Below are 22049 nucleotides of genomic sequence, written 5' to 3'. Positions count from 1 at the left end.
CCCCCGTTCACCGCGGATCATTCCGCCGGACTCCCAAGTTGCTCCTGCACGCGATCGAGCAGGTGCAGCTGCGCCCGGCGGGTCGCCCCGTCGTCGCGCGCGGCCGCGGTCCGATCCAACCCGCTTTCGACCATGTCGGTGATCACGTCCAGGACGGGTTCCAGCCGATCGTCGCTGAGCCCGCCCACCAGCGGGCCGATGGAGAACACGCCGACGGTGAGCGCGCTGAGGGCGATCGAGACGTCCTCCGGGTCGACGTCGCCGCGAACGGCCCCGGCGCGCTGCAACTCGTCGAGGTAGCGCGTGACCCACGCGACGCGCGCTGCGTAGCGGTCGTCCGTGCGGTCGCGGATGTAGCTGCCGAGCACGTCCGTGTCGGCTTGCAGGAATGCGCGCGCTAGCGGGTCCCGGAGCAGCGCGCGGATGCCGAACCGGTATGCCGCGGCCAGCCCCACCGGTCCGCTGCTGCCTTCGACCCCGGCGCGCACTTCGGCGAGCATCCGCTGCGAGTTGCGCACCAGCAGTGCGTCCAGCACCGCGCCCTTGCTCGGGAATTCCCGGTACACCGCGCCCTTGGCGATGCCGGATCGCGCCGAGATCTCCGCGATGCTCGTGCGGTCGTAGCCGTTCGCGCAGAACAGCTCCTCGGCGCGGTCGAGGATGACCGAGGCGCGGTGCGGGATCAGCGGTCTGGGCAACGGGTCCTCCTCCCGAACGGTAATGACCAATATGCATGTTTCGGTCACTACGGCGCAAGGGCGCGTCGATACGAGGTCGGCGTGCGGCAGGCCCGAAACTTCGCCCTACGCCTAGTAGGGTCTGCTCGGCGGAGCCGTTGCGCCGCAAGGCATCGCCTGGGCGCACGCGGTGATGCCCAGCGGCGCGGGCCGGGCACGACGCTCGCGCGTGGCCGTACCCGGACCGGTGCGCCGGAAGCGGCCGGGAAGGTCCCGCGGCCCCGCCACGCACACCACAGCTGGACGACCATCGAGGTTCGGTGCCATGACTGAGCAGATCCCCACCGCGGACGGCAGGCTCGAAGGCCACCTGTCCGTGCCGTATCCGTCGATCTCCGGTGCAGCGCCGTGGCCCGGCGTGGTGGTCGTGCACGACGCTTTCGGGCTGAACCAGGACACCAAGAACATCACCGACCGGTTCGCCTCCGCCGGATACCTCGCGATCGCGCCGGACCTCTACAGCCGAGGCGGTTTCGCGCGCTGCGTGCGCTCGGTCTTCGGCCAGCTCAGCAAGGGCAGCGGCCGGGCGTTCGAGGACATCGAAGCGGCTCGCGAGCTGCTCGCGAGCCGGTCCGACTGCACCGGCGCGGTCGGCGTCGCCGGGTTCTGCATGGGTGGTGGCTTCGCGCTGCTGGCCGCGCCGCGCGGGTTCCAGGCCGCGGCGCCGTACTACGGGCAGGTGCCTTCGGACGCCGAGGTGCTGGCCGGGTCTTGCCCTGTGGTGGCCAGCTTCGGCGGCAAGGACCCGACGCTGCGCGGTGCCGCGGACAAGCTGGATTCGCAGCTGACCGAGCTGGGCGTGCCGCACGACGTCAAGGAGTACCCGGAAGCCGGGCACAGCTTCGCCAACCAGCTGCCGGTCGGCCCGTTCGGGCCGCTGACCCGGGTGCTGGGCTTCGGTTACCACCACGAGTCGTCCGAGGACGCCTGGCAGCGGGTGCGGAACTTCTTCGCCGAGCACCTGAGCTGAGCGGGATCAACTCGGCCCGCCGCACGCCGCAGCAGCCTCCGGTCGCGGTGCTGTACGCGGCGAGCAGAGATGATGCCGGGTGCGCCAGCGCGACCTCCGAAGAACCGATCACCCCGGGCTGAGCAGCTCGCGCGCCCGCCGCAGCATCGCCGCGCCATCCGGATGCCCGGGCAGCCACTGCTCGGGTTCGCCGATGGTGAGCTCCACCCGGCCGTCCGGCAGCATCCTGCTGCCTTCCGGCGGGCCTCCGAGCGCAGCGAGCAGTTCCTCGGACAGCAGCTGGTACCACAACGGCCGGGTCGGCCGGACCTTCGCGGACGCCTGGTGCGGATGCGCGTACGGGAACAGCCGATCCCGCTCGGCGATCCCCGCGCAGCCCCACGCCAATGCACCGCTGCCCGCGCGGATCAGCTCGCGCTGCGCCCGCAACGCTTCGGGCACGTCGACGGCGGGCCCCGCCGCCCCGATCGTCGCGCCGTGCCGGAAGAAATCGCCCATCCCGACCGCGAAACCACCGGTGCTGAAGTCGGTCGACAGCAGCGTCATCCCGCCGTCGGTCCGCAATTTCGCCTCGACCGCAGCGGCCAGGTCCTGCCTCGCCAGTTCGACCTCGGCGGAGCCGAACACGCCCAGCAGCTGATGTTCGTCCTGGTCGCTCGGCAACCAGCGCAACGCCAGGTCGACGACCTCGGCACCGGGCCGGTCGGCCACTCGCGGGGAATCCGGGCCCGCACGGCCACGCAGCCAGCCGCGCGCGATCGGGGAAAACGCGTCCAGCGCCGTGTAGCGGTCTCCGATGGCCGGGGCGGGACCGATCTCGGCGTCGGTCACGCCGTGCTCGTCCAGCCGGTGCGCGAGCAGGTCCGGCGTCCGTTCCCGTTCGCTCAGCGGCAGGTCCTCGCCGAAGTCCACCATGATCAGCGAGCCGATGGGGGAGCGCATCGGCTCGGAGACGTACTTCGGGCCCTCCGGCTCGTCGCCGCCCGAAGTTCCCAGCTCGCGCAGATCCGCGCACGCCGCCCGCAGCGCCCGCGTGACCTCCGGGCCGGTGGACGTGCGCACGAGCAGCGTGACCGTTGGGTCGCCCCGCAACAGCTGCGCGGTACCGCGCCGGATGTCGATCGTCATGCCGTCCCCTCAGTGCGATGGCCGAACGGGCAACCGGCCGAACGGGCAACGGACACCGTAGCCGTCACGGCACGACCGGCACCGGAACAGGACGGATCGGGATCGGGATGACGGGTTCGGGCAGCTCGGTCAGCGGCCCGCCTTCGCTGTAGGCCTTCGACTGCACGTCGTCGCTCGCCCGGTCGTTCTCGGCGAAGTAGATGTGCCCGTCCGGATTGCCCAGGCCCCACACGAAAACGGTGTCATTGGTCCACGGCGTCTCGAAGTACGAGAAGAACCCGGTGGTCACGTCGAAGCCGGAGGCCCACTCGGTCAGCTCGTCGCTGGGCTCGAAATCGACGCCCCAGTAGCCCGCGCTGAGCACGTAGCCGTTCAGCTGCCCGGTCACCTCCACCGCGGTGGCCGGCCCCGCCCAGCGTTTGACCTCGAAGATGTCGCGTTCCTCGGTGGTGATGTCGACGCGGAACCGGTTCGTCCCGCGCGGGCCGACTTCCCAGTCGACCCGCTCGCTGACCGGCGTGTAGTCCAACACGCCGCCCCAGAACGAATCCCACCCGCCGGCCCGTTCCGCGTTGAGCTTGTTGATCGTCAAAGCCTGGGCTGCGCGCTCGGGCCTGCGGCTGTAGTAGAGGTCCTTGAGCGTGTCCGGATCCGCGTCGAGCGCGTCCTCGGTCAACCGGTAGCCGCGGACGCGGAAACAAGCCTGGTCTTGGAAGCACTTCCAGTGCCGTTCCAAACCGTTGCCCGGATCGCCCGAGCAGTTGCCGCATCCTCCGATGCCCGTGGCGGCAAGTTGCGCCAGCAGCCCGCCGCGCGCGTCGGCGACCGCCCACGCCCCGGTCGGGTCGGTGCGGTTCAACGGATCGTTTTCCGCGTACTGGTAGCGGTTGTTGGCCTGGCTGCTCGCCCCGATCAGCGCGACCGGGTCCGGGGCGTGGAACCGGCCCACCGCGCCGTCGAGGAAGCGGGCGCGCAGGTAGACGTCGGAGGCCAGCGACAGTTCGCCGCGGTAGCCGAACCTGGGAATCTCCGGGGCGGACAGCGGCGCGCGGTCCGGTTCGGCCTCGAGCGCCCCGAACGCCCCGTAGCGCTCGGCCTGCGCCCACGGCCGGGTCTGCTCGGTGCGGACGGTGGAGCCGAAGGCGTCCCGGGCGAACACGACCGAATTCTGCGCGGTGGTGGCGAAAGCCCGGCCTTGGCCATAGGTGAATCGGGCGCCGGCCAGCCGTCCGCCGACCGGTGAGGAGTCGTCCTGCCGGGCATCCGTCCGGACCCGTTGATCAAGGATCTGCGGCAGCCGGTCTCCCACGCTCCAGCGGTAGTCGACCGAGGTCGGCGCCGCGTCGTCGCCGATGCGCGACTCCAGCTCGGTGAGCAGGCCGTCGCCGTTGTAGCGCAGCTCGGTTCGCTCCGACGACCACGCGGTGGTGCGCGTCGATACCCGCGGGAGGCCGAGGCCGTCGTAGTCGATGACCTGTCGGCGGTCGCCGTCGTGCTGTTCGAGCAACCGGCCTGCCGGATCGTAGCGGTAGGCGATCCGCCTGCCTTCCTGCTCGACGGCGACGAGCTGATCCGCCGCGTCGTAGAGGTAACCGGTCCGCGCACCCTCGCGGACCACCGCGGTCCTGTTCCCCGCGATGTCGTAGGCGATGCGGGTGTCCGCGGAACCGTCCGCCGTGCGCGAGCTGATCGAGACCAGCTGGCCGCCCGGGTCGTAGCCGAAGGCGTGCCGCAGCACCTCTTCCGCACCGGTGGCGTCCGCGCCGACGTGATCGACCTGGCCGGTGATCCGCCCGTCGGCGTCGTGCGAAAGTTCGGTGCGGATCGCCGGTACGTTCGCCCGGTTCTCGGCGAACTCCGCCAGCAGCCCGCCTTCGTAGCGGTAGCGCCGCGACCAGCCGCCGGGCAGCTGCTCGGTCACCAGCCGCCCGTCCGGGTCCACGGCGTAGACGGCTTCTCCGGCGTCGGAGTCGCGCAGGCCGACGAGTCTGCCGTTGCCGTCGTAGCGGTAGTGCGCCGCCGCACCATCCGGATAGTGCAAGGTGGTGCGCTGGCCCGCTGCGTCGTAATCGGCGACCAGGCGGCCTTCGTCCGGGAACGTGACGGTGCGCAACCGTCCGGCCGTGTCGTAGTCGTAGCCGGTCGTTCCGGTGCTGTCGGACATGCTCTTGCGGCGGCCCGCCGCGTCGTAGGTGTAGCGCACTTCGGCGCCGTCTTCGCCGTGGCGGCGCAGCAGGTTGCCGCGTGCGTCGTACTCGAAGTGCTGCCGCAGCCCCGAAGGTTCGATCAGCGTGGCCAGGTTCCCCGCCGCGTCGTACTCGCGGCGGGTGGTGCGCCCGAGCGGGTCGGTCACCGATGTCCGCCTGCCCGCGGCGTCGTGGGTGAACCGGGTGCTGACCCCTTTCGCGTCGACGAGCTCGGTGAGGTTGCCGAGTTCGTCGTAGTGGTGGCGGGTGGTGCCGCCGCGTGCGTCGGTGCGGCTCACCAGGCGCCCGGCGGCGTCGTAACCGAACCGGGTGCGCATCCCGCTCGGGTTGATCACTTCGGTGCGCCTGCCCCGCGAGTCGTAGCGGTACCGGGTGATCCAGCCGCGCGGGTCCACCACGGCGGCGAGCCGCCCGTGTTCGTACCGGAAGCGGGTGACCAGGCCGGCCGGGGTGCGCACCGCCGTCGTCCGTCCCGCGGCGTCGTGCTCGAACCGGGTCCGCCCGCCCTCCGGATCGGTGATCGCGGTGATCCGGCCGTTGTCGTCGTAGTGGTATTCGGTGCGCCTGCCCAGCGGATCGATGCGCACCGAAGTCCGCCCGTCCGGGCCGTGGCGCCGCATCGCGACCGCGCCGTCCGGGCCGGTCTCGGTGACGACCCCGGCGGTGTCGTCGTACTGCGTGCGCCAGGTCGCTCCGGCCGGGTCCGTCACGGCGACGGGACGGTCCAGCGCGTCGTAGTCGACGGTGGTGACGGCTCCGCCGGGGTCGGTTTCCACGACCGCGTTGCCGCGCTGGTCGAACTCCTTGCGCATCGTGCCCGCCGGTGAGCTGACGCTGGTGTTGTTGCCCTCGGCGTCGTACTCGTAGCGGGTGGTGGCGCCCACCGCGTCGGTCACGGCGGTGATCCGGTTCAGCTCGTCGTGCGCGAGCGTGACCTGCTCACCGGCGGGTCCGGTGACCGTTGCGAGGTTTCCCGCCCGGTCGTAGCCGTAGCGGGTGCTCGTGCCGAGCGGGCCGGTGGTCGTGGCCAACCGGCCCGCCGCGTCGTACTCGCGACTGCTGCGCGTGCCTTCCTGATCGCTCGTGCTCAGCAGCCTGCCCGCCGCGGAATACCGCCGCTGCCGCACGATGCCGTCCCGGCCGGTGGTGCCGACCAGCCGTCCGGCGTCGTCGTACCGGTACTCGATCCGCTCACCGAGGGCGTTCGTCTCGGCGACGCGCCTGCCTGCCGCATCGTGCTCGTAGCGGGTGTTCGCGCCGTCCGGTGCGGTGGCGGTGACGAGGTTGCCGCGGTCGTCGTGCTCGTACCACCAGATCCCGCCGGCGGGGCGCCGCGTGCGGAGGACTTTCCCGTCCTGCACGACCTGGTGCGTGATGCCGCCGGACGGGTCGCTGATCGTGGCAGGGATCCGCTCGTCGCCGTGGTAGGTGAACAGGGTGCGCAGGCCTGCCGGGTCGGTGACGCTCGTGATCCGGTGTGCCTCGTCGTGGGTCCAGCTCGTGGTGGCGTCCCCGAACGTTTCGGTGACCAGGTCGCCCGCTTCGTCGTAGTGCTGTGCGAACGCGGTGCCGCCCGCGGTGCTGCCCTCGACGAGTCGGCCGTCCTCGTCGCGGCGCAGCGAAGTCGTGCCTCCGAGCGCATCGGTGACACGCACGGGGCGGCCGTCCGGGGCGTGGCCGAACTCGGTCCGGGCCCCGGTCGGGCCGTGCACCGCGGTCGTGCGGTTCGCGTCGTCGTAGGAGAAGCGGACTTCGACCTCGCCCGCGAGAACCTGCTGCACCACTCGGCCGTCGGCGGGGTCTCCCGAGGCCACGTCCGCGAAGTCGTTGCGCACCAGCACCACGCCGTCGGCGTCGGTGACCCGCGCGAGCAGCCCGGCCGGAGTGCTGTCGTACCTCGTCGCGCCGGTGCCGGGGGTGGTGGCCGAGCTCAACACCGGGATGTCCGGCGATGCTGCGTCCGCGACGCCCGCGGTCCCGTACTCGTAATGCACCGCGCGGCCGTCGTCGGCGACGATCCGGCGCAGCAGGCCGCCCGCGCCGTAGGACAACTCCAACCGGAATCCGGCCGAGTGCACCGCGGAGATCAGCAGCCCGGCCGAATCATATTCGCAGTCCACTCGTTGCCCGCGGGCGGCGCGAGAACGCATCCGCCCGGCGGCGTCGAACTCCCAGACCTCGCCGCTGAAGAAGTGCAGTTGCCAGGACTCGGCCTGCTCGCGCAGCTCGGCGGGCAGGTCGGTCGCGCGCCCGTGGGTGCCGTCCGGACGGTGCGGGAAGGTCAGCGCGCGACCGTCCGAGTGGTGCAGCACGATTCCTTCGGACGACTCGAAATCCAGCCTTGCGTCCATTGTGGACGTCCAACCGCGTCCGAGCCGGCCGGAGCCGGGTCCGCGCGAGTTGTAGGTCCTCGCCCAGCTCGGCAGCGGACTCGGCATCGGCAGGTCGAGCGCGGTGCGGGTGTGGTTGCCCACCGCGGTGTGCACGCCGTCCCCGGCGAACGAATATCCGGGAACGCGGCCCAGAAGTTCCCGGATCGGCCGATTCGGAAAGGGTTCCGCGCTCGTCATGTGTGACCCCCATCCACCACCTGCGAGAGGGGCATCACGCTAGTGATCAGCGCAGCGCGGTCACAAGGTCGTTCATCCGGATGGACGCTGGAATGCGGCTTCGCGGCCGCGTCGCTGCGGATGCATCCGGCCGCGGTGGGCCGAGTACCGGGCGAACGGTTCGTTCGCCGCCGGACCGACGCCAGGACCGCGAAGTCCGAAGTGGACGGACGCGCCGGTCAACCGGCTCCCTCCAGCCGCCGGTAGCGCGGGATGACTTCGTGCGCGAACCGGCGCTGTTCGGACTCGAACGGCTGGAACTGCAGCATGAGCGTGCCGATGCCGAGCCGGCGGAACTGCAGGATCCGCTCGGCCACCGCGTCGTAGCTGCCGACCAGACCGGCCGCGGTGCCGCCGTTGGTGCCGATGTGCGGATGCTTGGCGAAGGTGTGGAACATGACCGCCTTCGGGTCCGCGTTGGCGACCAGCCCGTCCCACGCCCGCTTGCCCTGTTCGGCCAATTCCCATTGGTAGGCCAGCACTTCCTGCGCTTCGGCATCGGTTTCGCGGGCGATGACGAACGCCGACAGCGCGTACCGCAGCGGGTCGCCCTCGCGCGGGCGGGAGGCGACGTCGTCGATCAGCGCGCGCACGTCCTGCTGCGGCTGGCCGTTGATGAACCAGGTGTCGGCGAGATCCGCGGCCAGCGCCCGCGCCGGGTCCGACTCACCGCCGACGTAGACGGCAGGCCGGTCGCGGTGCCCGCTGGCCGGTTTGAGCTGGTAGTCGTCGATGTGGAAGTGCTCGCCGCGGAAGCTGACCCGCTCACCGGCCAGCAGCCCGCGCACCACCCGCAGCCATTCGGTGCCGTAGGCGTAGCGCTCGTCGTGCTCGGCGAATCCGATGCCCGCGCGTTCCAGCTCGGGTTTGAACCATGCGTTGACCAGGTTGATGCCGAACCGCCCGCGGCTGATCTCCTCGATCTGCAAGGCCTGCTTGGCCAGCACCACCGGGTGGTAGAGGTACGGCTTGATCGCGGCGATGATCTCGATGCGCTCGGTGAGCGCGGCGAGTGCCGCGGCGGCGGTCCAGGTGTCGAGCTGGTCGTACTGCTCGCCGAACGGGTTGATCACGTGCTGGGCGAGCAGCGTGCTGTCGTAGCCGAGTTCCTCGGCTTGCAGGATCTGCCGCCGGTTGCGTTCCCACGAGGCGTCGACGGGGTCTTCGGGGTGGTGGAACGAGGCCCAGTTGCCGTAGACCAGCGCCCAGACGCCGAACCGGAGTTGTGCGGACATGCCGGAAGGTCACCAGCCGCAGGTGCGGTTCGGCCAGACCGTCCCAACACGTGAGCGCTGCGGCCTGCCGAGCGTTCAGACGTGGTCGACGACCTTTCCGACGGTTCGCCGGACGAGCTCGTGGTCCCGGCCGAGGTCCTTGGCCGCATCGCGCGCCAGGTCGCGGGCGGTGTCCTTGGCCAGGTCCCGGCCGAGATCGCGGGCCAGGTCCCGCGCGAGATCCCGGGCCAGGTCCCGCGCCAGGTCCCGGGCGAGGTCGCGCGCCACGTCGCGGGCGATGCCCTCCTCGACGTGCCCGAGGTCGACGCCCTTGACGTCGCGCACTTCGAGCAGCGGGTCCGCGGCGGCGTTGCCGGTGCCCAGCGGGAGCGCGGCGGCCGCCGCCGCGATCGTCCACAGTGGAGGTCCGAGTCGGAGTCGCATCGGCGCCTTCTCGTTGATCGACTTCAGCTACCGCAAGATCATCGACCGCTTCGGCGGGCGCCCGCATCGCTGGATCGGGTGTTGATCGCGCACTCGGGCGGCTCGCTTGATGTCCGACACACCGGTACCGACGCGTTCCGGTTGGACGCGGGCGCCCGTTCCGGAATCCGAGGTCACAGCGCCGCGCACGGCCGCTGAACGGGCAGGGGCGGCATCGCAGGAGCGCGGCCGCTGTGCTAGAGAACAACCGTGTCCGCTCGAGTCCTTGACCCCAGCGCCCTCGCCAAGAACTACCGCGCGCAGATCCGCGCCGAGGTCGCCGCGCTCCCGGAACCGCTGAGCCTGGCCGGTTTCCGCGTCGAAGGCGAGGGTCCGACCCAGACCTACGCCGAATACACCCGGCGCGGCTGCGAACAGGTCGGAATCCACTTCGAGGAGCGCGTGCTGCCTCCCGAGCAGATCGAGCGCGCCGTGCACGAGGCGGGCAGCGACCCGCGGGTGCACGGGATCTTCATCTACTACCCGATCCAAGGGCTCGCGCAGGACCGGTGGCTGCGGGAACTCGTCGACCCGCGCAAGGACGTCGAGGGGCTGCACTCGTTCTGGAGCCGCTGCCTCTACGAGAACCGCCGCTACATCGACACCGGCCACACCAAGCGGGCGGTGCTGCCGTGCACCCCGCTGGCCGTGCTGAAGCTGCTGGAGGAGGCCGGGGTGACCCGGCCCGGCTCGCCCGAGCCGCTCAGCGGCCTGCGGGCCTGCGTGTTCAACCGCAGCGAGATCGTGGGCCAGCCGCTGGCGGCGATGATGGCCAACGACGGCGCCGAGGTCACCTCGTTCGACATCGACGGCGCGCTGTCGTACCTGCCGCCGAAGGACCGGGGCACCTCCGAGGTCCGCGCCACCGACATCGACCGCGCCGCGGCGCTGGCGCAGGCCGACGTGGTCGTGACCGGCGTGCCGTCGCGGGAATTCCCGCTGGTCGGGCCCGGCGAGATCAAGCCGGGCGCTACCTGCGTGAACTTCTCCACGATGAAGAACTTCACCGACGACATCGGCGAAGCCGCCGAAGTCTTCGCTCCCAGGATCGGCCCGATGACGGTGACGATGGCGCTGCGCAACGCCGTGCGCCTCTACCGCAACTGGAACGGCTGAGGGCGAAGCCGCCGCGCTAGCGAGCGCGGTCCTGGTGGGCGGGAGTGTCGTCGCCGCTCCACGCGTAGTAGTCGGTCTGGTCGAGGCCGAGGAATCCCAGCAGCCGCGCGGTGAACTCCTCCTGCAGCTGCTCGACGCTCTGCGGCGCGTTGTAGTAGGTCGGGATCATCGGGTACACGACGGCACCGGCCTCGGTCACCTGCGTCATGTTCCGCAGGTGGATCAGGTTGAACGGTGTTTCCCGCACGCACAGCACCAGCGAGCGCCGTTCCTTCAGGCACACGTCCGCGGCCCGCTCGATCAACGTGTTCGCCTGGCCCTGCGCGATCCGGCCGACCACGCCCAGCGCGGCCGGGAGCACGATCATGCTGGTGGACGGGTAGCTGCCCGAGGTCGGTGCGCCCGCGAGGTCGTCCGGGTCCAGGGCGCGGACCTTGGCGGAGTCGCCGCCGAGCAGCAGGCGCGCCGGATCGTCGCCGTCGGTGCCGCCGAACTCGTGCGCCACCAGCTTGCGGCCCGACGGCGAGACCATGAGGTCCACGTGTTCGACCCGCTCGTCGCGGTCCAGCGCGGACAGCACGCGCCGCGCCACCCGGGTGCCGCCCGCTCCGGTCACCGCCATGATCATCCGCTGTCGTTGCGCCATCGGCCCTCCTCGCACGAAGTCCTCGCTGCACCGGCGAGTTTGCGGGCTGCCGGTCGGGGCTGCCGGATGCGGTGGACGCAACGCGCGGTTCGCGGGACCGGCGGGCGTGGCTCGCCGCACGGGGGCTCCAGGCGGATTTCCCGGCATCCGAGAAGTGCCGGACCAGGGCTTGGAAGCCGGACGGCCCGCGCGGTGTTGTGCTGGGAGAGCGACCCGCGCCGGGCGGTGCGGGCGACGGCGAACAGGAAGGTGACCAACTGATGTCTCTGGCTCGGCGGGACGAGATCCCGCAGCACCGCCTCGGCTCCCGCGGTCCGGCGGTCAGCGCGCTGGGCTACGGCGCGATGGGGCTGTCCGGGGTCTACGGCGAGGCCGACGACACCGAGTCGAAGCGGCTGATCCGGCACCTCGTGGACGCGGGCATCACGCACATCGACACCGCCGACGTCTACGGCCGCGGGCACAACGAGATGCTGCTCGGCCAGGCGCTGTCCGGCGGTCTGCGGGAGCGGGTGGTGCTGGCCACCAAGACCGGCGGCGGAGGTGCCGAAGGGCTCGGCCACCCGGATCGGATCCGGGAGGCGATCGACGCCAGCCTCAAGCGCCTGGGCACCGACCACGTCGACGTGTACTACCTGCACCGGGTCGACCCGAGCACACCGATCGAGGACAGCGTCGGCGCGTTGGCCGACATCGTCGCGCAGGGCAAGGCCCGCCACATCGGGCTCTCCGAGGTCAGCGCGGAGACGTTGCGGCGGGCGCACGCCGTGCATCCGATCGCGGTGACGCAGGAGGAGTACTCGCTGTTCACCCGCGACGTGGAGGCCGAGCTGCTGCCGGCCGCGCGGGAGCTCGGCGTGGGCGTGGTGGCGTATTCGCCGCTGGGACGCGGCGTGCTCGGCGGGTCGATCCGCAGCGCTGATGACGTGGAGAACCTCTCCGCGCGCCAGCAGCGCTATCCGCGGTTCGAGGAAGAGGCGCTGCGCGAGAACCTCACCAGGGTCGACCGGTTGCGGGAGCGCGCCGACGAGCTGGGCACCACGCCCGCGGCGCTGGCGCTGGCATGGCTGCTGGCGCAGGGCGAGGACATCGTGCCGATCCCGGGCACCCGGCGGGTGTCCAATCTGGACGGGAACATCGAGGCCGCCCGGCTGGAACCGCCCGCGGACCTGGTCGCCGAGCTCTCCGGGATCTTCCCGCCCGGATCGACCGCGGGGGAGCGGTACGCGAGTGGACTGCGGGGCAGCATCGGCCGTTGACCCCGGCGGGGCGTCGTCGCGGCGGCGCCCCGCTTTTCGGCCGGAAATCGTTCGGTTCCGTTTTCGCGCCGGACCTTGCACTGGATTCGCAACGGTTCTGCGGTCGGTCGCCGCCCTTGCGCTGAACGCCCGGACGTCGTGCCGCCGTTTCGCTCGCGGCTTTGGGCCGAACAGGCCGATCATCCTCGCAGTTCGCACGCCTTTCCGGTCGCGATCGACGGCATTATCCGATCGGTATAGCCGTTCTGGAATATGCCGAAAAATTGCCGAGGGGGCGGGTGGATCTCCCGGTCAGAACGCGTGCACACTGTCCGCGGCACGCTCGTGCTTTTCGCGAAGTACCGAACTGGAGAACCGTCCGATGAGTATCGAAAGCGCCCCCGCCGTGTGGGCGAAAGTCCTCGACGAGGAGCCCTGGGTTCCCTACGAGGACCCGCACCTGCCCGGCGGCGAGAACGCCGCTCAGGTCAAGATCCTGGCCCCCAACGTCTTCTACGCCTGGTTCCCGCCCGGGTTCGCCGCCCCGGAGCACAGCCACCCGTTCAACACGACGTACTACATGGTCAAAGGCGCGCTGCGGTTCGGCGATGAGGGCTGGGTCGGCGCCAATGCGGTTCGCGGTGTCCGCGCCGGGCACGTTTACGGGCCGGAGCAAGCCGATCCGGTGGAGGGCTGCGAGTTCCTGCTGGTCAGCGACGGGGACATCGGGATCGACTGGGCCGTCTGAGCGGCCGCCGCGGGTCCGAGCAGGACGGTACGCGCCGTGGCGATGTGGACAGCAAGGCGCGTCGGCGGCCGGGCGGCGCCGACGCGCCTGCGGATCACTCCGCGTGCGCCGCGGTCACCGCGTTCGCCCGGAGCGCGAAACGCTCCCGGGTGCCGGTGATGTCCAGCAGCCGCGCCAGCAGCCCGTAGCGGTCGGGTACGACGCGCAACGAGATGTCGCGCTCCTCGGCCCGCAGCCGGCACTGCTCCAGCAGTCGCAGTCCGCTGGTGTTGCAGTACGTGATCGCCGAAAGGTCCAGCACCACGACTTCGCTGCACGAGGCGAGCCGGTGCCACATCAGCTCGTGCAGCCGTTGCACCGTGTGGCTGTCGATCTCGCCGCGCGCCGACAGCACGATCGTGCCGGGGTCGGGCCGCGTGACGTCGATGCTGAGACCTTGCGCCGATGCCTGTTCGGCGTGTTCCTGAGTCGGCACCGGGCTGATGCCTCGCGCGGCCGGGACGGTGAAGTCCACGTCGCCGATGTGCGTCTCTTCCGGGAAGGGAGGGCTCTGAGCCACACGCATTGCCGCCTCCTGATCGATCGCGGAGGACGCTCGGCGCCGCTGTGAGCCACAGCGCCGAGATGCGCCCTAGGCGTTCTCCGTCTGTGCGCGGCTGTGAACTCAACCGGTGACCACGGTACCTGCCGGTGCAACCTTGCGAAGACAGCGACGGAAGTTGCTGATGTGGTCGGGAATTTGCCGAGCAGGCCGTGCGCGGTTGTGCGGTGCGCGAATAACACCGGCCTCAACGGGTAACCCGCGGCGCAGCGACCCCTCGCTTTGGAGCGTGATGACCGCGACGAGCACCGGCGCGAAGTCCCTGCCCCGCGCCTCGACCCCGGACACCCTGCGGGCCGCGGCGATCGCCATCGCCCCGATGCTGGCCCAAGGCGTGATCGCCCGCCGCCCGCGCATGGTCGAACTGGCGGGCAGGCTCGGCACGGACCGGCGTTCCGTGCGGCTGCTGCAGGAATTCCGGCGCCGCTACGGGCCGGGTCCGCTGCGGCTGCGAGTGCCGTTCCGCTCGGTGGCGCTGGTGCTCTCACCGGCGCACGTGCATCGCGTCCTGGAAGGATCACCCGAGCCGTTCGCGCTGGCCAACGTGGAAAAGCGCGGTGCGCTGAACCACTTCCAGCCGCGCGGCGTGCTGGTCTCGCACGGGGCGAACCGCGCCGACCGGCGGCGGTTCAACGAGGACGTGCTCGACACCGGCAACCAGGTGCACCGGATGGCCGACCGGCTCGTCGGCAAGGCGGGCGAGGAGGCGGACGAGCTGTTGCGCACCGCGGAATCGCGGAATTCGCTGGTGTGGAACGATTTCGCCCAGGCGTGGCGGCGCGCGATCCGGCGGATCGTGCTCGGCGACGCCGCGCGGGACGATCGGGAGCTGACCGCGCTGCTCACCGAGCTGCGCTACGACGCGAACTGGGCCTACCTGCGGCCGAAACGCGGCGACTTGCGCGAACGGTTCACGCGGCGGTTGCAGGAGTACCTGGACGCGGCCGAGCCGGGCAGCTTGGCGGAGCTGGTCGCCGCCGCCCCGTCCAGCGCCGCGACCGCTCCGGTCGAGCAGGTCCCGCAGTGGCTGTTCGCCTCCGACCCGGCGGGCATGGCCACCTACCGCGCGCTCGCGTTGCTGGCCGCGCACCCGGACCAGGCCGGTCGGGTGCGCGCCGAGCTGACGGATCGGGATCTCGCCCGGCCGCAGGACCTGCCGCTGACTCGCGCGAGCGTGCTGGAGTCGGTGCGGCTGTGGCCGACGACGGCGGTGGTGTTGCGGGACAGCACGACCGAAACCGAGTGGGACGCGGGCACGCTGCCCGCCGGTACCGCCACCCTGATCCTCAGCTCGTTCTTCCACCGCGATGACGAGGTGCTGCCGCAGGCCGACCGGTTCGATCCGCAGGCGTGGCTGGACGGCCGCGCCGAGCAGGACTGGTCGCTGTTCCCGTTTAGCGGCGGGCCGGGCACTTGCCCGGGACGGGAGCTGGTGCTGTTCACGGCGAGCACCGTGCTCGGGAAGTTGTTGCGGCGGCACGATTTCCGGTTGAGCGCGCCCGCGCTGCGTCCGGAGGCGCTGCCTGCCGCGTTGAATCCGTTCGCGGTGCGCTTCGCCGTTTCGGCGCGGTGACCGCGAATTCGCCGTCCGAGCATTGTGGACGGTTGGGTGCGATGTGGTCGGCGGGCACGGTTCGCGCTCCGCGCGGCACCGCAGGGCGGTCGTCAACTCAGCGTTGACGAACCAACGTCGTCAACTTATGGTTGACGCATGCCGAACGAATCCGCAACGCAGTCGATCCGGCTCGACGACCTGATCGACGCGATCAAGAAGAACCGCTCCGACGTCCTCGACCAGCTCTCCGACGCGGTGCTGGCCGCCGAGCACCTCGGCGAGATCAGCGACCACCTGATCGGGCACTTCGTCGATCAGGCCCGCAGCTCCGGCGCCTCCTGGACGGACATCGGCGGAAGCATGGGCGTGACCAAGCAGGCCGCGCAGAAGCGCTTCCTGCCGAAGGATCCCGGCGGCGTCTCCGACCTCGACCCGGCGCAGGGCTTCAGCCGCTTCACCCCGCGGGCGCGCAACGTCGTCGTCGCCTCGCAGGAAGAGGCCCGCGCGGCCGGTAATCCCGAGATCCGGACCGCGCACCTGGTGCTGGCGCTGCTGAGCGAGCCCGAGGGCGTGGCGGTCACGGCCCTGACCGCGCAGCAGGTCACCGCCGAGGACGTGCGCAGCGCCGCTGCTGCCGTGCTGCCGGACCCGGTCGAGGACGTGCCGCCGCTGATCCCGTTCGACTCCGGCGCGAAGAAGGCCTTGGAGCTCACCTTCCGGCAATCGCTGCGGATGGGGCACGACTTCGTCGGCACCGAGCACATCCTGCTCGCACTGCTGGATCTGGAGGACGGTTCCGGCGTGCTGTCCGGGCTCGGAGTGGGCAAGGCGCAGGCGCAGGAGTCGATCGCCGCGGCCCTGCAGCAGAAGTGATCACCAGGTCCGTGGTCTCCCGGGCGCCGAGCCCGGCCACGGCCGAAGCTCCCGCGCTGCCCAGCGCCGCGACAGCTCGGCGCGCCACCGGCGCCGAGCCGCTCACCGAGCCAGTTGGTCCGGCGTCAGCATCCCCGAACCAGCCGGTTCGGCAAGGTAGGCTGATCCGGTGCGCGCAGCAGGCCAAGCCACCCGCGAGCGGATCCTCGCCGCGGCCAAGGAGGAATTCGCCCGCCACGGCGTCGCGGGCGCGCGGATCAACCGCATCGCCGCCGGCGCCCGCGCCAGCAAGGACCGGCTCTACGCCTACTTCCCCAGCAAGGAGGAGCTGTTCGCGGAGGTCGCCAGCCGATGGGTCGCCGAAACCTCCGAACGCACCGCGCTGCGCGGCGACGACGTCCCCGGCTACGTGGGCCGGTTGTTCGACCACTACTTGCACGACCCGCAGAGCGCCCGGCTGCAGGCGTGGCTGGACCTGGACCAACCGGTGGACCTCACCCGCGACGACATCCGGTTCAGCGGGCTGCGCCCGAAGATCGACGAGATCCGCAGCGGCCAAGCGACCGGGCACATCGACCCGTCGTGGCACGCCGCCGACCTGCTCGTGGTGCTGCTGGGCATCGCCCGCTCGATGGCGCTGTCCGCGCTGGCGGTGGGCAAGGTCGGCGGGCGCGACCCGGACACCATCCGGCGGGCCGCGGTGACAGCCGCCCAACGCGTCGCCGAACCACCCCGATGAGATCGGACCTCGTTTTGCGGAGGTGTCCGGGTAGCGGCACCCCGCCGGTGGTCCGTTGTCGTAGATGGTCACCCGCTCAGCGGCGCCGCCGCTGACAGGACAACGACAACCCGGGCGCACCCAGCTCGCGGGAGTGCGCCGTGCGCGCGGGTGCGGAGCACCGGAGACATAGGATCTATCGGCATGTCGAGCTTTGCCGAGCCGTTCCCGGAACGTGCGGACTTCACCGTGCTGTGGCCGATCACGACGCGGTGGGAGGACAACGACGTCTACGGGCACATCAACAACGTCGTGCACTACTCGTGGTTCGACACCGCGGTCAACGGCTGGCTGATGCGCGCCACCGGCTCGGACATCCGCGAGCTGCCCGCGATCGGGCTGGTCGTGGAAACCGGGTGCCGCTACCTGTCCGAATTGAGCTTTCCCGCCGGGATCGAGGTCGGTCTCGGGCTGGAACGACTGGGCAGCTCCAGCGTCACCTACCGGCTGGCGGTCTTCGGCGACGGTGCCGCCGAACCGGCCTCGGTCGGCCGGTTCGTGCACGTCTACGTCGACCGCGAGACCCGCAAGCCCACGAGCGTGCCGGAGACGATCGTGGCCGCACTGCAGGACTTGGCGCGCTTCGCCGCGAACTGAACCGCCCCGGTGGTGGTCGCCGAGCGTGTTCACCCGCTAACTTCGTGGTGCGGCGGTGCGAGGAGGTTGAGCCGATGACGTGGCTCGAGGTGCAGCCCGAAGATCTGTCCGAGATCGACGTGCGACGGCCCAACTCGGCCCGCATGTACGACTACTACCTGGGCGGGTCGACGAATTTCGAATCGGACCGGGATGCGGCCCGGCAGGTGATCGCGGCGATGCCGGACGCGGTCACCTCCATCCGCGCGAACCGGTCGTTCCTGGCCAGAGCGGTGCGGTTCTGCGTGCAACAGGGCGTCGAGCAGTTCCTCGACCTCGGCTCCGGAGTGCCGACCGTCGGCAACGTGCACGAGGTCGCGCGCTGGCTCGACCCGCGCGCCAGGGTCGCCTACGTGGACAACGAACCCGTCGCGGTCGCGCACGGCAGGCATCTGCTGCGCAACGTCGAGCGGACCACGGTGACCGAGGCGGACCTGCGCGACATCGACCGGGTGCTGACCGCGGACGGGGTGACGCAGCTGCTGGACTTCGACCGCCCGATCGCGGTGCTGATGGTCTCGGTGCTGAACTTCGTCGAAGACGACGACGTGGCCCGCGAGGTCGTCCGCCGCTACACCGAACCGCTGGTGCCCGGCAGCTTCCTCGCGCTGTCGCACGTCACCCCGGAGTCGGTGCCGCCGGAGGTCGCCGGCCGGGTCGCCGAGCTCTACCGCAACGCGAACCCGCCGAGCTTCTGGCGTTCGCCCGCGCAGATCTCCGCGCTGCTGGAAGGGTTCGACCTGGTCCCGCCGGGTTTGGTGACGCCGTCGCAATGGCACCCGGACGGTGATCAGGAAGCCGAGCCGGCACAGGTGGCCTACCTGGCCGGAGTCGCCGAGATCTAGGCGTGCCGTCGAGCTCGGGTTGCACAGGTGGCGAAAGCGGCTGACGTGAACGAGCCGACGCCGCGGTGAAACGAGACCGGCGGCTGCCGCGGCGGTGGCCGGTCGGCACCGCCGCGGCGATGCCGACCGGCGTCAGCGGCGTTCGACGATGCCGCGTACGAACGCCGCTTGCCCGGCGTGCTGCAGACCGTCCGCCAGCACGCTGACCAGCCGGACGCCGCGGGTCACCGGCGGGGTCCAGCCGCGGTCGATCACCTCGTCGAGGTCCTCGTCGGTCAGCTTGCGCACCGAGTCGGTGGTCTGCCGGTGCACCGCGTCGTGGTACTCGGTCAGCAGGTTCGCGGGCGCGCGCACGGCCGCGACCTGGTCGGAGCTGTGCCCGTAGCCGATGTCGGCCTCGTCGAAGGGCAATCCGAAGCGGTCCCGGAAACCGCGCGCCAGCCACACCTGATCGGTCCCGCTCACGCCCGCGAGGTGATCGTCCTGCACTCGGGTCAGGTGCCACACCAGCCAGGCGATCGAGTTCGCCTGCGCGTCGACGCGGAACGCCAGATCCTGCTCGGTGAGGCCCTCGACGGCCTCCAGCACCGCATCGCGGATCCGGTCGTAGCCGTCGATGAGCACGTCAGCGCTGGTCATGTCGGTCCTTTCCGGTCGGTTCGATGCGCCCATGCGCATCCGGTAACCGTACGACCGAGCCGGTGCGGCAGGCAGCCCACGAGCCCGTGCGCAGGACCGGCACCGCATTGCCCGGCACCACTCTGCGACCCGTTTCCGAGGCATGTCACGACGACGGTCACGGTTTCGTCCTCGTCTTGTCAGCGGCGGAGCCGCTGAGGTTCCGCTACCGGCACCGCTACGCAAACCGCCCCGAGACCCTCAATTATCGTGGTCGCTGCCTGCGGTGGCGCCGGGGCCGCCGAAGTTGAAGTTCAGCGTCCGGTCGATCTCCAGCAGGCTGTCGCCGTTGTTGCTGAGGTTCAACGCGCTCGGGCCCGCCGCGTGGCTGTGCCCGTCGCTGCTCGGCCCGGCGTGGGCCACTCCGATCGGCGCGATCAGCAGGGTTCCGGCGAGTGCCGCGCAGGCGGCGAGTTGGCGCAAGAGGCGCACGGGAGTTCCTTTCCAGGAGATTTTTCCGATGGGGCAAGGGATTCGAGGGTTCTTCAACGACTTGCCGGTGCCACGTCAGGCTCCGCTTCGGGCGTCGTTGCGGCGAATCTGCGGGCCAGCCAGGCGCAGGCGATCAGCTGCAGCTGGTGGTAGAGCATCAGCGGCAGCACCAGCAGCCCCGCGCCGGGTCCGGCGAACAGCACCGAGGCCATCGGCAGGCCGCTGGCCAGGCTCTTCTTCGAGCCGCAGAACACCAGCGCGATAAGGTCCGGCCTGCTGAACCCGAACCAGCGGCCCAGCAGGCCGGTCACGGCGAGCACGATCGCCAGCAGCACCGCGCTGACCACCAGGAGCAGTAGCAGCCGCACCGGCGTGAGCTGGTGCCAGATGCCGCCGACGGTGCCTTCGCTGAACGCCGTGTAGACCACGCCCAGGATCACGCACCGGTCCATCCGGCCGAGCACCTTGCCGTGCCGCCGCACCCACTCGCCGACCCACCGGCGCAACGCCTGCCCGAGCAGGAACGGCACCAGCAGCAGCAACACGATCTCCGGCAGCGCGTCCAGCGGGAACCCGCCGGTGGTGCGCGAGACCAGCCAGCCGGCCAGCAACGGGGTCACCAGCACGCCCAGCAGGTTCGAGAAGCTGGCCGCGCAGATCGCCGCGGCAACGTTGCCGCCCGCGATCGAGGTGAACGTGATCGACGACTGCACCGTCGAGGGCAGCACGCACAGGAACAGCAACCCGAGGTAGAGCGGTTGCGGCAGCACGGCGGGCACCAGCACCGCGCAGGCCAGGCCCAGCAGCGGGAACAGCACGAACGTGCTCAGCAGAATGACGCCGTGCAGCCGCCAGTGCCGGATTCCCTCCCAGGCGGCCCCGCCGGGCAGCCGTGCGCCGTACAGGAAGAACAGCAGGCCGATCGCCACCGTCACCGCGTGGTCCAGCCCGATCGCATATCCGCCGCGGGCGGGCAGGATCGCGGCCACTGCGGCGGTGAGCAGCAGCGCCAGCACATAGGGGTCCGGCTTCAGCCGGGCCGCCATTCGGGACATCATTTCCGGCAACTCCACGACGTCGTTTTCCGCCGAATGCGGATGTTTGCACGAGCGGCGGAACGGTTCGATTTCCACCGGGCAGCGGACCCGCTCGATGGTTCGCTTTCCGCTCCGGCGCGGGATCAGACCGGCATTTCCACCGGTTTGACGTGGTGCCGGCTGATGTTGCTCTCCAGCAGCGCCAGCGAGTCCGCCACGCCCACGCTGCGTTCGGAGATCTCCGGCAGCCTGCCGTCGTTGGCGCGCAGTTCGTGCAGCGCGTCCTGGATCGCGGTCTGCGCCGCGAACAGGCACGGCGTGCTGTAGATGGCGACGTTCACGCCGAGTTCCTGCAATTCCGGCAGCGAGATGCGCGGCGATTTGCCGCCGGCGATCTGGTTGAACAGCAGCGGCTTGTCGCCGATCACCTTGCGGACCTTGCGGATCCAGTCGACGCTGCGCACCCCGTCCACCAGCAGCACGTCCGCGTCGGTTTCGGCCAGCGCCGCGGCCCGGCGCAGGATCTCCGGCTCCTCGGTGGCGTCGGTGCGCGCCACGACCACCAGGTCCTTGCGGGTGGCCAGCACCAGCTCCAGCTTCTCCAGGTAGTCCTCCAGCGGCAGCACCTGCTTGCCGTCCACGTGCCCGCAGCGCCGCGGCCGCTTCTGGTCCTCCAGGATGACGCCGGAGGCGCCGATCATCTCCAGCTGCTCGACCACGTGGCAGGCGACCTCCGGGTCGACGTAGCCGTCGTCGATGTCGACCAGCAGGTGCTGGCGGGGGAACGCCAGCCGCAGCCGCTGCACGAACGCCACGATGTCCGGCCAGGCGATGAAACCGATGTCCGGCAGGCCGTAGTGCGAGGCGGCGAAGCCGAACCCGGAAATGAACATCCCGGAATAGTGCTGGGCCGAGATGGACGCCGAGAACATGTCGTAAACGCCGATCAGGGGTGTTATCTCCGAACCGGCGACCTCGTCGCGGAGTGCGGTTCCGTAATGCACGTGTGTTCCTCCTCGGGAGTTTTCCGGTGCGCGCGGCAAGATTTCGCGACCGGTGCGCGGATTTGGCCGAGCCCGGCCGGAAACGCGGTGCGCGCCTTCCGGTCTTCGCGGCCGCGGTCTCGGAACGAGGTCCGGAACCCGGCGGTCGAATGGAACCGGCGAACGCGGCGCCGGTGCCGTGCGAGGTTCACCTTGCGGGGTGTCGGAAGGCTGGTCCCGGAAGGCGGGTTTCGGAAGGCGGGGTGCCGGCAGGCGAGTTTCCGTCCTGGCTCGACCACGACTTTATGCCACAAACCGGACGCCTACAAACCCACAGTCGGGTGCAGCTCGGTACTCGATGGCGAAGCACACTGCGTGATTAATCCGGCCGACGGTGCAACTTTTTGAATTCGCCAGGAACGAATATCCATTCTTGATTCCGAGGAAAAACTTTCACGTTCGGCGGGTGGCGCAATTCCGACCAGCGGCTCGGCCGCTGCGCGCCGAACTCGTACGGCGACGGTGCGCCGTGGTG

Annotated in this window: 20 protein-coding genes; 9 read left to right on the top strand and 11 right to left on the bottom strand. The window is 70.7% G+C overall.

Annotation, left to right across the window (positions count from 1 at the left end; genetic code table 11):
- Positions 1–17 precede the first annotated feature (17 nt).
- A complete protein-coding gene (locus INP57_RS09020) occupies positions 18–698 on the bottom strand; it encodes a TetR/AcrR family transcriptional regulator (protein ID WP_200069649.1) in 681 nt (226 codons plus the stop codon).
- A 304-nt stretch (positions 699–1002) separates the two neighbouring features.
- Here INP57_RS09020 and INP57_RS09015 point away from each other — a divergent pair, with 304 nt between their 5' ends.
- Entirely contained in the window at positions 1003–1707 is a 705-nt protein-coding gene (locus tag INP57_RS09015; RefSeq protein ID WP_200069648.1) for a dienelactone hydrolase family protein, read from the top strand.
- 108 nt (positions 1708–1815) lie between these two features.
- Here INP57_RS09015 and INP57_RS09010 read toward each other — a convergent pair whose 3' ends face one another.
- The 4 genes from INP57_RS09010 to INP57_RS08995 form a co-directional block, all read right to left on the bottom strand.
- Positions 1816–2835, bottom strand: a complete 1020-nt coding sequence (locus tag INP57_RS09010; RefSeq protein ID WP_200069647.1) for a hypothetical protein — start codon at positions 2833–2835, stop codon at positions 1816–1818.
- Between the two features lie 64 nt (positions 2836–2899).
- On the bottom strand, positions 2900–7612 hold the full coding sequence (locus INP57_RS09005) for a DUF6531 domain-containing protein (RefSeq protein ID WP_200069646.1): 4713 nt from the start codon (positions 7610–7612) through the stop codon (positions 2900–2902).
- Between the two features lie 218 nt (positions 7613–7830).
- Complete coding sequence (locus INP57_RS09000; protein ID WP_200069645.1) at positions 7831–8886, bottom strand: LLM class flavin-dependent oxidoreductase; 1056 nt, start codon at positions 8884–8886, stop codon at positions 7831–7833.
- A gap of 75 nt (positions 8887–8961) precedes the next feature.
- The gene (locus tag INP57_RS08995) at positions 8962–9309 is read right to left on the bottom strand and encodes a hypothetical protein (RefSeq protein WP_200069644.1); all 348 of its coding nucleotides are present in this window, start codon (positions 9307–9309) and stop codon (positions 8962–8964) included.
- Positions 9310–9558: 249 nt separating this feature from the next.
- Here INP57_RS08995 and INP57_RS30290 point away from each other — a divergent pair, with 249 nt between their 5' ends.
- Positions 9559–10464, top strand: a complete 906-nt coding sequence (locus INP57_RS30290) for a bifunctional methylenetetrahydrofolate dehydrogenase/methenyltetrahydrofolate cyclohydrolase (RefSeq protein ID WP_200069643.1) — start codon at positions 9559–9561, stop codon at positions 10462–10464.
- A gap of 16 nt (positions 10465–10480) precedes the next feature.
- Here INP57_RS30290 and INP57_RS08985 read toward each other — a convergent pair whose 3' ends face one another.
- Entirely contained in the window at positions 10481–11110 is a 630-nt protein-coding gene (locus INP57_RS08985; RefSeq protein ID WP_200069642.1) for a UbiX family flavin prenyltransferase, read from the bottom strand.
- A 260-nt stretch (positions 11111–11370) separates the two neighbouring features.
- On the opposite strand from INP57_RS08985, the gene INP57_RS08980 reads away from it, so the two are divergent.
- A complete protein-coding gene (locus tag INP57_RS08980) occupies positions 11371–12369 on the top strand; it encodes an aldo/keto reductase (protein WP_200069641.1) in 999 nt (332 codons plus the stop codon).
- Between the two features lie 361 nt (positions 12370–12730).
- Positions 12731–13096, top strand: a complete 366-nt coding sequence (locus tag INP57_RS08975) for a cupin domain-containing protein (RefSeq protein WP_200069640.1) — start codon at positions 12731–12733, stop codon at positions 13094–13096.
- 94 nt (positions 13097–13190) lie between these two features.
- Here the strand turns inward: INP57_RS08975 and INP57_RS08970 are convergent, their stop codons facing one another.
- Positions 13191–13661 carry an STAS domain-containing protein gene (locus INP57_RS08970; RefSeq protein WP_200069639.1) on the bottom strand — a complete coding sequence of 157 codons (471 nt, stop codon included), beginning with the start codon at positions 13659–13661 and terminating at the stop codon, positions 13191–13193.
- Between the two features lie 268 nt (positions 13662–13929).
- Between INP57_RS08970 and INP57_RS08965 the strand changes: the two genes are divergently transcribed.
- The 5 genes from INP57_RS08965 (at position 13930) to INP57_RS08945 (ending at position 18384) form a co-directional block, all read left to right on the top strand.
- Positions 13930–15270 (top strand): cytochrome P450, encoded by a 1341-nt coding sequence (locus INP57_RS08965; RefSeq protein ID WP_200069638.1) that lies wholly within the window; start codon positions 13930–13932, stop codon positions 15268–15270.
- A gap of 138 nt (positions 15271–15408) precedes the next feature.
- A complete protein-coding gene (locus tag INP57_RS08960) occupies positions 15409–16125 on the top strand; it encodes a Clp protease N-terminal domain-containing protein (protein ID WP_200069637.1) in 717 nt (238 codons plus the stop codon).
- A gap of 169 nt (positions 16126–16294) precedes the next feature.
- Positions 16295–16864 carry a TetR/AcrR family transcriptional regulator gene (locus tag INP57_RS30285; RefSeq protein ID WP_200069636.1) on the top strand — a complete coding sequence of 190 codons (570 nt, stop codon included), beginning with the start codon at positions 16295–16297 and terminating at the stop codon, positions 16862–16864.
- Positions 16865–17047: 183 nt separating this feature from the next.
- Complete coding sequence (locus INP57_RS08950; protein ID WP_200069635.1) at positions 17048–17500, top strand: acyl-CoA thioesterase; 453 nt, start codon at positions 17048–17050, stop codon at positions 17498–17500.
- A gap of 74 nt (positions 17501–17574) precedes the next feature.
- Complete coding sequence (locus INP57_RS08945; RefSeq protein WP_200069634.1) at positions 17575–18384, top strand: SAM-dependent methyltransferase; 810 nt, start codon at positions 17575–17577, stop codon at positions 18382–18384.
- 132 nt (positions 18385–18516) lie between these two features.
- Here the strand turns inward: INP57_RS08945 and INP57_RS08940 are convergent, their stop codons facing one another.
- The 4 genes from INP57_RS08940 to INP57_RS08925 form a co-directional block, all read right to left on the bottom strand.
- Positions 18517–19023, bottom strand: coding sequence for a mycothiol transferase (locus INP57_RS08940; protein ID WP_200069633.1), 507 nt, complete (start codon positions 19021–19023; stop codon positions 18517–18519).
- Between the two features lie 240 nt (positions 19024–19263).
- A complete protein-coding gene (locus INP57_RS08935; protein WP_200069632.1) occupies positions 19264–19494 on the bottom strand; it encodes a hypothetical protein in 231 nt (76 codons plus the stop codon).
- A gap of 53 nt (positions 19495–19547) precedes the next feature.
- Positions 19548–20549 carry a bile acid:sodium symporter family protein gene (locus tag INP57_RS08930; protein ID WP_200069631.1) on the bottom strand — a complete coding sequence of 334 codons (1002 nt, stop codon included), beginning with the start codon at positions 20547–20549 and terminating at the stop codon, positions 19548–19550.
- A gap of 125 nt (positions 20550–20674) precedes the next feature.
- Complete coding sequence (locus tag INP57_RS08925; protein ID WP_200069630.1) at positions 20675–21535, bottom strand: isocitrate lyase/PEP mutase family protein; 861 nt, start codon at positions 21533–21535, stop codon at positions 20675–20677.
- Positions 21536–22049 lie beyond the last annotated feature (514 nt).

This window comes from Saccharopolyspora galaxeae (assembly GCF_016526145.1).
Classification (GTDB): Bacteria; Actinomycetota; Actinomycetes; order Mycobacteriales; family Pseudonocardiaceae; genus Saccharopolyspora_C; species Saccharopolyspora_C galaxeae.
The sequence above is the reverse complement of the archived record's forward strand: the minus strand, read 5'-3'. Positions and strand labels throughout refer to the sequence as shown.